This window comes from uncultured Marinobacter sp., from assembly GCF_963974375.1.
GTDB lineage: Bacteria > Pseudomonadota > Gammaproteobacteria > Pseudomonadales > Oleiphilaceae > Marinobacter.
In genome coordinates this window covers 1-8,651 of record NZ_CAXBDN010000194.1, presented here as the reverse complement: position 1 = coordinate 8,651, position 8,651 = coordinate 1, and the positions used below count along the sequence as shown (strand labels likewise).

8 protein-coding genes and 1 pseudogene are annotated in these 8,651 nt (G+C 58.5%); all 9 read left to right on the top strand.

Features of this window, described 5'->3' with window-relative positions; translation table 11 throughout:
- Positions 1–985, top strand: a pseudogene (gene plsX, locus AAC035_RS15205) (phosphate acyltransferase PlsX); the annotation flags it as partial.
- Between the two features lie 129 nt (positions 986–1,114).
- Positions 1,115–2,053, top strand: coding sequence for an ACP S-malonyltransferase (gene fabD / locus AAC035_RS15200; protein ID WP_339805618.1), 939 nt, complete (start codon positions 1,115–1,117; stop codon positions 2,051–2,053).
- Between the two features lie 75 nt (positions 2,054–2,128).
- Positions 2,129–2,872 (top strand): 3-oxoacyl-ACP reductase FabG, encoded by a 744-nt coding sequence (gene fabG / locus AAC035_RS15195; protein ID WP_339805616.1) that lies wholly within the window; start codon positions 2,129–2,131, stop codon positions 2,870–2,872.
- Positions 2,873–3,001: 129 nt separating this feature from the next.
- Positions 3,002–3,235 (top strand): acyl carrier protein, encoded by a 234-nt coding sequence (gene acpP / locus AAC035_RS15190; RefSeq protein ID WP_339805614.1) that lies wholly within the window; start codon positions 3,002–3,004, stop codon positions 3,233–3,235.
- A gap of 115 nt (positions 3,236–3,350) precedes the next feature.
- The gene (gene pabC, locus AAC035_RS15185; protein WP_339805612.1) at positions 3,351–4,166 is read left to right on the top strand and encodes an aminodeoxychorismate lyase; all 816 of its coding nucleotides are present in this window, start codon (positions 3,351–3,353) and stop codon (positions 4,164–4,166) included.
- Positions 4,163–5,218, top strand: coding sequence for an endolytic transglycosylase MltG (mltG, locus tag AAC035_RS15180; protein WP_339805610.1), 1,056 nt, complete (start codon positions 4,163–4,165; stop codon positions 5,216–5,218). The genes pabC and mltG overlap by 4 nt, the downstream gene beginning before the upstream one ends.
- A 3-nt stretch (positions 5,219–5,221) precedes the next feature.
- Complete coding sequence (tmk, locus tag AAC035_RS15175; protein ID WP_339805608.1) at positions 5,222–5,857, top strand: dTMP kinase; 636 nt, start codon at positions 5,222–5,224, stop codon at positions 5,855–5,857.
- Between the two features lie 30 nt (positions 5,858–5,887).
- Positions 5,888–6,661, top strand: a complete 774-nt coding sequence (locus tag AAC035_RS15170) for an AraC family transcriptional regulator (protein ID WP_339805606.1) — start codon at positions 5,888–5,890, stop codon at positions 6,659–6,661.
- 158 nt (positions 6,662–6,819) lie between these two features.
- A partial coding sequence (gene putA / locus AAC035_RS15165) for a bifunctional proline dehydrogenase/L-glutamate gamma-semialdehyde dehydrogenase PutA (RefSeq protein ID WP_339805603.1) occupies positions 6,820–8,651 on the top strand: 1,832 nt, incomplete at its 3' end.

Below are 8,651 nucleotides of genomic sequence, written 5' to 3'. Positions count from 1 at the left end.
CGCCATCGATGCCATGAGTGGTGATCGGGGTGCAGAAGTAGCTGTCGCCGCAGCCCTTGATGCCGTGTCCGAAAATGAGGCCTTGACGCTGATTCTGGTAGGTAACCAGAGCCAGCTCAAGGCCTTGTTGGCTTCTGGCCATCCGCGAATTCAGGTCGTTCCTGCCACCGACGTGGTCAGGATGAACGAGCGGCCGTCCCAGGCCCCGGCAGGCTGGTGATCAAATCCTATGGCTGTTGCCCTGCGGTTGGTCCGTGACGGCGAGGCTCAGGGCTGTGTCAGCGCTGGCAACACCGGTGCGCTGATGGCTTTTGGTCGCTCCATCCTCAAGATGTACCCTGGTATCGAGCGGCCGGCTATTACCAAACTGATTCCCTCGTTGCGGGGCCAGTGCCATGTGCTGGACCTTGGCGCCAATGTCGACGCCAGTGCCGAGAACCTTTATCAGTTCGCCCTGATGGGCTCGCTGATGGCTTCCGCTGTGTCCGGTATTCCGGAACCCCGGGTGGCGCTGCTGAACGTTGGTGAAGAGGAAATCAAGGGTAATGAGCAGGTGCGGCTTGCCTCCCATATGTTGGCCCAGTGCGAAACCCTGAACTATATCGGTTACGTTGAAGGCAGTGATCTGTTCCGTGACGTGGCCGATGTCGTGGTGTGTGACGGTTTTGTCGGTAATGTGGCGCTGAAAACCGGTGAGGGTGTCGCAGCAATGCTGATCGAGCTCATCGAGAAGGCGTTCAGCAGCACCTTTTACAGCCGCCTGGTAGGTTTGTTGGCGCGACCGATCATAGGTCGCCTGATGAGCGAGATGGATCCGTCGCGTCACAACGGAGCCAGTCTGCTGGGGCTGCAGGGCGTGGTCATCAAAAGCCATGGCAACGCCAACGAAATGGCCATGAAAGCCGCTATTTCATTGGCTTTGAAAGAGGTAGAACTGGAGGTTCCGCGACGTATCAACGACCGGCTGGACGATCTGATGCTGTGATCCTGCTGTCATTTTGGTCCGGCATTCTGTTACGGTGCCGCCGCCTCTGACACGGCATGGTCTGAAAAGCGGATAACTTGTACTATTGGCTAATCTCAGTCACCCAGCAACCACGGTAAAATTTTCGTCATGAAAACAGCCTTTATATTTCCGGGACAAGGTTCCCAAGCTGTCGGTATGCTTAGCGCGGCAGCGGAAGCCTGGCCTGTCATCGAACAGACCTTTGCAGAAGCCTCCAACGTGTTGGGCTATGATCTCTGGGAGCTGTGTCAGAAAGGTCCGGCGGAGGACCTCAACCAGACCATGGTCACCCAGCCGGCGTTGCTGACTGCCAGCATTGCGCTCTGGCGCCAGTGGTTTATTGCCGGTGGCCGGGCGCCTGATTATCTGGCGGGCCACAGCCTCGGGGAATACTGTGCGCTGGTGGCTGCCGAGAGCATGGATTTTTCAGATGCGGTGCGGCTGGTACGTTTGCGCGGTGAGCTGATGCAGACAGCGGTTCCTGCCGGCGAAGGCAGTATGGCAGCTATCCTTGGTCTGGAAGATGCGGATGTCATTGCCGCCTGTGAAGAGGCCGCCAATGGTGACGTAGTGTCGGCGGTCAATTTCAATGCGCCTGGTCAGGTGGTGATTGCCGGTGGCAAGACCGCTGTTGAACGCGCAATCGAGGCCTGCAAGGCCCGCGGTGCCCGCAAGGCCATGCTGTTGCCGGTCAGCGTCCCTTCCCATTGTGCGCTTATGAAGGGTGCTTCCGAAGAGTTGGCGAAGGCACTGGATGACGTGAATTTTGGTAACGCTCTGACACCGGTTGTGCAGAACGTGACCGCAGAAGTAGTACAGGACGCAGAAGCCCTTAAGCAGAATCTGGTTCAGCAGTTATATTCACCGGTGCGCTGGACAGATTCAATGACGCTGTTGTCGGAGGAGGGCGTCACTGTGGCGGTCGAATGTGGTTCTGGCAAGGTTCTCGCGGGCCTCGCCAAGCGTATCGATCGCAACATGTATGTGGGCAGTATTGAAACCCCGGAAGGCCTCGAAGCTGCATTGAGCGCTTTCAGTCAGGGCTGATGATCGACTCACCGGGACTCCTGCCGGCGGACATCGCCTGCCGGAGATTCAGAACTCATCGGAAGGGAGCATTCCATGTCTCTTGAAGGTAAAACTGCGCTGGTTACCGGTGCAACCCGTGGTATTGGCAAAGCCATTGCCGCAGCACTGGGCAAACAGGGTGCAAAGGTAGTGGGTACCGCCACTTCTGCAGAAGGCGCCGAGACCATCACCCGGGCGTTTGCAGAGGCCGGTATTGACGGTTTCGGAATTGTGATGGATGTGGCAGATCCGGCAAGTATTGAGGCCGGCCTCAAGAAAGTTGCGGATGAAGCGGGCGCACCTCTGATCCTGGTCAATAATGCCGGCATCACCCGTGATAATCTGCTCATGCGTCTGAAAGACGATGACTGGGCCGCTGTGATTGAAACCAATCTGGCCAGTGTGTACCGGATGAGTAAAGCCGTGCTCCGGGGTATGGCCAAAGCCCGCTGGGGACGTATTATCAATGTCAGTTCCGTGGTGGCCGGTATGGGTAATGCGGGTCAGGCCAATTATTGTGCCGCCAAAGCCGGTGTGGAAGGCTTTACCCGCAGCCTGGCCAAGGAAATGTCCAATCGCGGTATTACGGCCAACTGTGTTGCTCCGGGCTTTATCGACACGGATATGACCCGTAAACTGGACGAAAGTCAGCGTCAGGCTATGATGGATGTCATACCTTCGGGCCGCTTCGGTAAACCCGAGGAAGTAGCCGCTGTTGTTGCGTTTCTGGCGTCCGATGCAGCCGCCTATGTGACCGGTGATACTATCCACGTCAACGGTGGCATGTATATGGGGTAAAAGGGTTGTTCCCTTTTATTCCAACGAATTATCAAAACCATTAGAATCGTCCCTGCTTGTTTGCAGGTAGGGTTTACCATAAACTGGCATTCAAATGTTTGCCTGGTTGACAATGAAAGTGAGGAAATTATGAGTACAGTTGAAGAGCGCGTTAAGAAGATCGTTTGTGAACAGCTGGGCGTTAAAGAGTCCGAAGTTCAGAATTCATCTTCTTTTGTAGAGGACCTTGGCGCTGACTCACTGGACACCGTTGAGCTGGTCATGGCGCTCGAAGAAGAATTCGAGACTGAAATTCCGGACGAGGAAGCTGAGAAGCTTGCCAGCGTTCAGGACGCGATTGATTACATCAACGCCCACAGCTGATCGCCTGACGGTTTCATAAGCCAGGCTGGAGCCGTCCTGTTGTCGTGACAGGACGGCTTTTTTTTCGGTTGGATTTTGTGCGACACAGTGCTCGCGAGCCAGAAGGTGCCAGCTAGTGCAGATACTGACGGCGACGGATCAGGGGTTAGCGCTGGATGATCGTGGTCTCGCCTATGGCGATGGCCTGTTCGAGACCGTTCGGGTTTGCCATGGTCGTCCGGAGCTGGCACTTGCCCATCAGCAGCGGATGCTGGCAGGCGCCCGTCGCCTGGGTATCCCGCTGACCCCGGAAGATTATCAGCGCGGGTTGTCGCAGGCCCTTGAGCACTGCCAGCACCCGCAAGCTGTGATCAAGTTGATTCTGACCCGGGGTAGTGGCGGTCGGGGTTACCGGCCACCTGAGGCTGCCTCGCCGCGGATGATTGTGTCGGTTCACGGTCTGCCACCACTGCCGGACCCGGCGGTGGGTGTCAAAGCCTGTGTCTCGGCCATCCCCCTGGTCGTGAACCCGGTCCTGGCCGGCCTCAAGACTCTCAACCGGCTGGAGCAGGTAATGGCCAGCCAGAGCATGCCGGATGACTGTTACGAAGCCCTGATGCTGAATCTACAGGGCGAACTGGTGGAGGGCACCCGCTGCAATCTGCTGTTCCGTTGGCGCGGTCACTGGTATACCCCGGCCCTGGCTTCAGTTGCCGTGGCCGGGGTGATGCTTGGATATGTTCGCCAGCGCCTGGCGACAGCGGGCATCGGCGTTGAAGAGCGTCCGTTGACCCCGGCAATGCTGGCGAGCCCTGACTTTGAGGGGCTACTGCTGACCAATAGTGTGATGGGTGTAATACCTGTACACACCCTGGACAGCCTTCGGTTGCCACTGCCGGAGGAGCTTGCGACAATTCATCACCTTACCGATCCGCCATTGGAGGACATTTGATCAAGACTCTCGCTCTCAGCGCCATGGCGCTGCTCGTTCTGGTTGTGGCAGGGGCCGGACTCTGGGTCTCCCAGGGCTTTCAGGCACTGGAACAGCCGGTTGCTATGGAGGAGCCGCTGTTGTTCGATGTGCCCAGGGGGCGGGCGTTTGTGACGGTAGCCCGGGACATGGCGGAGCAAGGTCTGGTGGCGGATGCGTTCTGGCTCCAGCTCTATGGCCGAGCCCACCCGGACGTGACCGCCATCCGCTCCGGTGAGTATGAATTCATGCCGGGCATGAGTCCGCTGGAGATGATCGGTCTGATGGTCAGCGGCCGTACCAAAAGCCGGTTCGTTCAGTTTATCGAGGGCACCCGCTTTCAGGATGTGCGGGCGGTGCTGGCTGGTACCGAACACCTGGAGCAGCTGACAACCGGGTGGACAGATGAAGAGGTCATGGCGGCGCTCGGTGCCGAGGGCGATCACCCTGAAGGGCGGTTCTTTCCCGACACCTATTCCTACACCCGTGGTGAATCGGATCTTGACCTGCTGCGCCGTTCCTTTGAGCGGATGAACCTGGTGCTGGCAGAAGAGTGGGCCGGACGGATGGACGATCTTCCCTACGACAATCCCTATGAGGCACTGGTCATGGCCTCCATTGTCGAGCGTGAAACCGGTGCGCCCCATGAGCGGCGTGACGTCGCGGGGGTGTTTGTCCGTCGGCTGGAAATCGGCATGCGCCTGCAGACTGATCCCACCGTGATCTATGGCATGGGGGATAGCTACCAGGGTCGGATTACCCGCCGGGACCTGCGAACCCACACGCCCTACAACACCTATCGGATTCACGGCCTGCCGCCTACGCCCATTGCCTTGCCCGGCCGCGAGGCCATCAATGCGGCCCTGCATCCGGCCGATGGCGAGACCCTCTATTTTGTAGCCCGGGGCGATGGCACCCATAAATTCTCCCGCACCCTGGAAGATCACCAGCGGGCCGTTCGCGAGTTCCAGCTCAATCGTCGTGAGGGGTATCGGTCTTCCCCCGCACCGGCCTCTCAGAACGGAGGCCAGTAATTGATGGGTCGCGGCAGGTTTATTACGTTTGAGGGGGGTGAGGGCGTCGGCAAGACGACCCAGATACAGATTGCCCGTGACACCCTTGAGCGGGCCGGTATCGAGGTGGTCGTTACCCGCGAACCCGGCGGTACACCCATGGCGGAGGCTATCCGGGAATTGTTGCTGGCCCCGAGAGATGAGCCGGTGCACCAGCTGACCGAATTGCTGCTGATGTTTGCCGCCCGGGCTCAGCACGTTCATGGCAAGATCATCCCTGCCCTTGAGGCGGGTCAATGGGTGTTGTGTGACCGCTTTACCGATGCCACCTATGCCTATCAGGGGGGTGGCCGGGGTGTGCCCCGGCAGCGTATTGAATTGCTGGAACAGCTGGTTCAGGGCGATATGCGCCCCGACCACGTGATTCTTCTGGATGCTCCGGTGGCAACCGGCATGGCCCGGGCCCGGGCCCGCAGTGTTCCGGACCGTTTCGAGCAGGAGCAACTGGCCTTCTTCCAGCGCATCCGCGACTGTTATCTGCAGCGGGCGCAGAACGACCCGCTGCGCTACCATGTGGTGGATGCCTCCCGGAGTCTTGATGAGGTCAGTCAGCAGATTGCTGATCTGGTAGGCGATGTGGTCCGTAACTTAACCGGATAAAAGATCGCAACCTTACAGGTGCTGGTTGTCATGTTGACAGCAAGGCTTCAGACCCTTCCAGGCTTTACCCATCTGCACAGCCATGAGCACCACCAGGCCGTTGTCGGTATATACGGGGGCGCCGAGGTGAGTGTGGCCGGCAGTGATGGCCGGCTGGATACCTGGCGGGCCTGTCTGGTGCCAGCGGGAATTCGCCATGAATTCTCGGGCGGTCAGGAAAATCAGGTGCTGGTCATCAACGTGGACGCCTGGCACCCCCCGGTGGCGGAGCACTACTACAACGACTTCGTCGCTATCAGCCGTCTGTTTCTGAGACCGGCGGTGGTGGAGCTTGATGATCACCTGCAGCAACTGGTGCAGCTTTCCGCCGGTGAAATCCGCCGCTCGGATTCCGATCCCGGTATTCGCAACCATCTTGCCACCGCGATATTGCTGGCACTGGCAGACCGGCTGAACCGGAAGGTGGCTGAATCCTCGCCGCGACGGACAGCCTTTGATCCGGAAACCCTTCGACGCTTTGTCCTGGAACATCTGAACCAGCGCATCACCGTGGAGCAGCTTGCCGAGATGGCCTGCCTGAGCCCCAGCCGCTTCCATGAAGTGTTCCGTCAGGTCATGGCAACCAGTCCTTATCAGTTCCTGCTTAATACCCGGCTCGATCAGGCCAGCCAGCTGATACGCACCACGCGTATGTCAGTGGCAGAGGTGAGTTCCCGTACCGGTTTTTCAAGCCAGTCCGCGCTCACCAGTGCCCTGCGCAAGCATCGGGGGGTTACACCCTCCGGACTTCGCCAGCGTAATTGATCTGTGAGCCCGATAGGGTGGAGTCACGGATTGCCCGGTAGGTATTGCCCGCAATTATCATAGGAATTTGACATCATCCCGTAGAAAGTTGACAGCTTTAACCCGGTTCCGGGTCTAGATTACAGGAATGTAAAAAACTGTATTCGAAGAGGGCTGATATGTTTTCTGCATCCAATGTGCTCGGACCGGTCGTCCAGGAACAGCCCCGTTCCTGGTTCTGGCAGGCTATCACCGCCAATTATTCGGTCGATGAGGCCGACTACGTCAGTGACCTGATGAAGCTTGCCCGCAGTGATGCCGCCGAAAAAAAGGCGGTCACCGACACTGCAACCCGACTGATCGAGAAAGTGCGCAAGCAGGACGATTCGGTTCACATGATCGATGCGCTGCTGCAGGAATACAGTCTCGATACCCAGGAAGGCATCCTGCTGATGTGTCTGGCCGAGGCGCTGATGCGGATACCTGACAAGCACACGGCTGACGCACTGATTCACGACAAGATTTCAGACGCGGACTGGAAAACCCACGTCGGTCGCAGTGAGTCGACCCTGGTGAATGCGTCGACCTGGGGGCTGTTGCTGACCGGGCGGGTGGTGAAAATGGACAAGCGGCTGGATGGCGCTCCGTCCAGCATCTGGAAGCGACTGGTCAAGCGTAGTGGCGAACCGGTCATCCGCAGCGCCATGTACCAGGCCATGGCTATCATGGGCAAACAGTTTGTACTGGGCCGGGATATTGGCGAGGCTCTGAAAAACGCCCGGGAATATCGTGATCAGGGTTATACCTACTCGTTTGATATGCTCGGCGAAGCCGCCATGACCCGGGACGATGCAGCACGCTACCTGAAATCCTATCGCGATGCCATCGCCCGGGTTGGCAGTGAGCCTGTCCGTCAGGACCAGCCACACCCTTCCGTATCCATCAAGCTGTCCGCATTGCACCCCCGATACGATGAAGCCCAGGAACACCGGGTGCTGACCGAGCTGTGCGAGACGGTGACCGACCTGCTGCGCTTTGCCCGCGAACAGGACGTCTCCATTACCATCGACGCCGAAGAGATGGACCGCCTGGAGCTGTCACTGAAGCTGTTTGAAAAAGTGTTTACCAGCAGCGTAGTCAAAGGCTGGAGCGGGTTTGGTGTGGTGGTGCAGGCCTATTCGAAACGGGCATTGCCGGTGCTGTGCTGGCTTAACAAGCTGGCCAAGGAGCAGGGTGACGAGATACCCGTACGGCTGGTCAAAGGGGCTTACTGGGATACGGAAATCAAGCTGAGCCAGCAAATGGGTACCGAGGGCTACCCGGTATTCACCCGCAAGGAAGCCACCGATACCTCCTATCTGGCCTGTCTCCGGTTTTTGCTGAGCGACTACACCAAGGGTGCCCTGTACCCGCAGCTGGCCAGCCATAATGCTCACACGGTCGCGTCAGTGCTGGCCATGGCCAAACGCAAGGGTCGCAAGTTCGAGTTCCAGCGACTCCACGGCATGGGTGATGCGCTTTACAACACCATTCTCGAGAACGAGCAAATCCCCGTCCGCATTTACGCTCCGGTCGGAGCCCACAAGGATCTGCTGCCCTATCTGGTTCGAAGATTGCTGGAAAACGGCGCCAATTCCTCGTTTGTCCATCGTCTGGTGGACGCCCGCACGCCCATCGATGACCTGGTCAGAAACCCGGTGGATGAACTGGAAAAGCACGATTCTCTGGTCAACGATCGCATTGCTCTGCCACGGCGTATTTTCGGAGCCGAACGCGCCAACTCCAGAGGCATGAATATTCACGTAGAAGCAGAACGAACACCTTTGCTGACGGCCATGGATCGCTGGTCGAGCAAGCGCTGGCAGACAGGGCCCGTCATTGATGGCAAGCGGCTCACAGACGGTGACGTGACACCGGTACGGGCGCCCCATAACCGGGATGATCAGGCCGGTGAGGTGCTCTGGAGCAGCGCAGCCCATGCCGGCCAGGCGCTGGCCGCGGCCAGTGCTGG

Coding starts and splice junctions, on each gene's coding strand:
- fabD (WP_339805618.1), top strand. CDS start 1,115: ATGAAAACAGCCTTTATATTTCCGGGACAAGGTTCCCAAGCTGTCGGT.
- fabG (WP_339805616.1), top strand. CDS start 2,129: ATGTCTCTTGAAGGTAAAACTGCGCTGGTTACCGGTGCAACCCGTGGT.
- acpP (WP_339805614.1), top strand. CDS start 3,002: ATGAGTACAGTTGAAGAGCGCGTTAAGAAGATCGTTTGTGAACAGCTG.
- tmk (WP_339805608.1), top strand. CDS start 5,222: ATGGGTCGCGGCAGGTTTATTACGTTTGAGGGGGGTGAGGGCGTCGGC.
- AAC035_RS15170 (WP_339805606.1), top strand. CDS start 5,888: ATGTTGACAGCAAGGCTTCAGACCCTTCCAGGCTTTACCCATCTGCAC.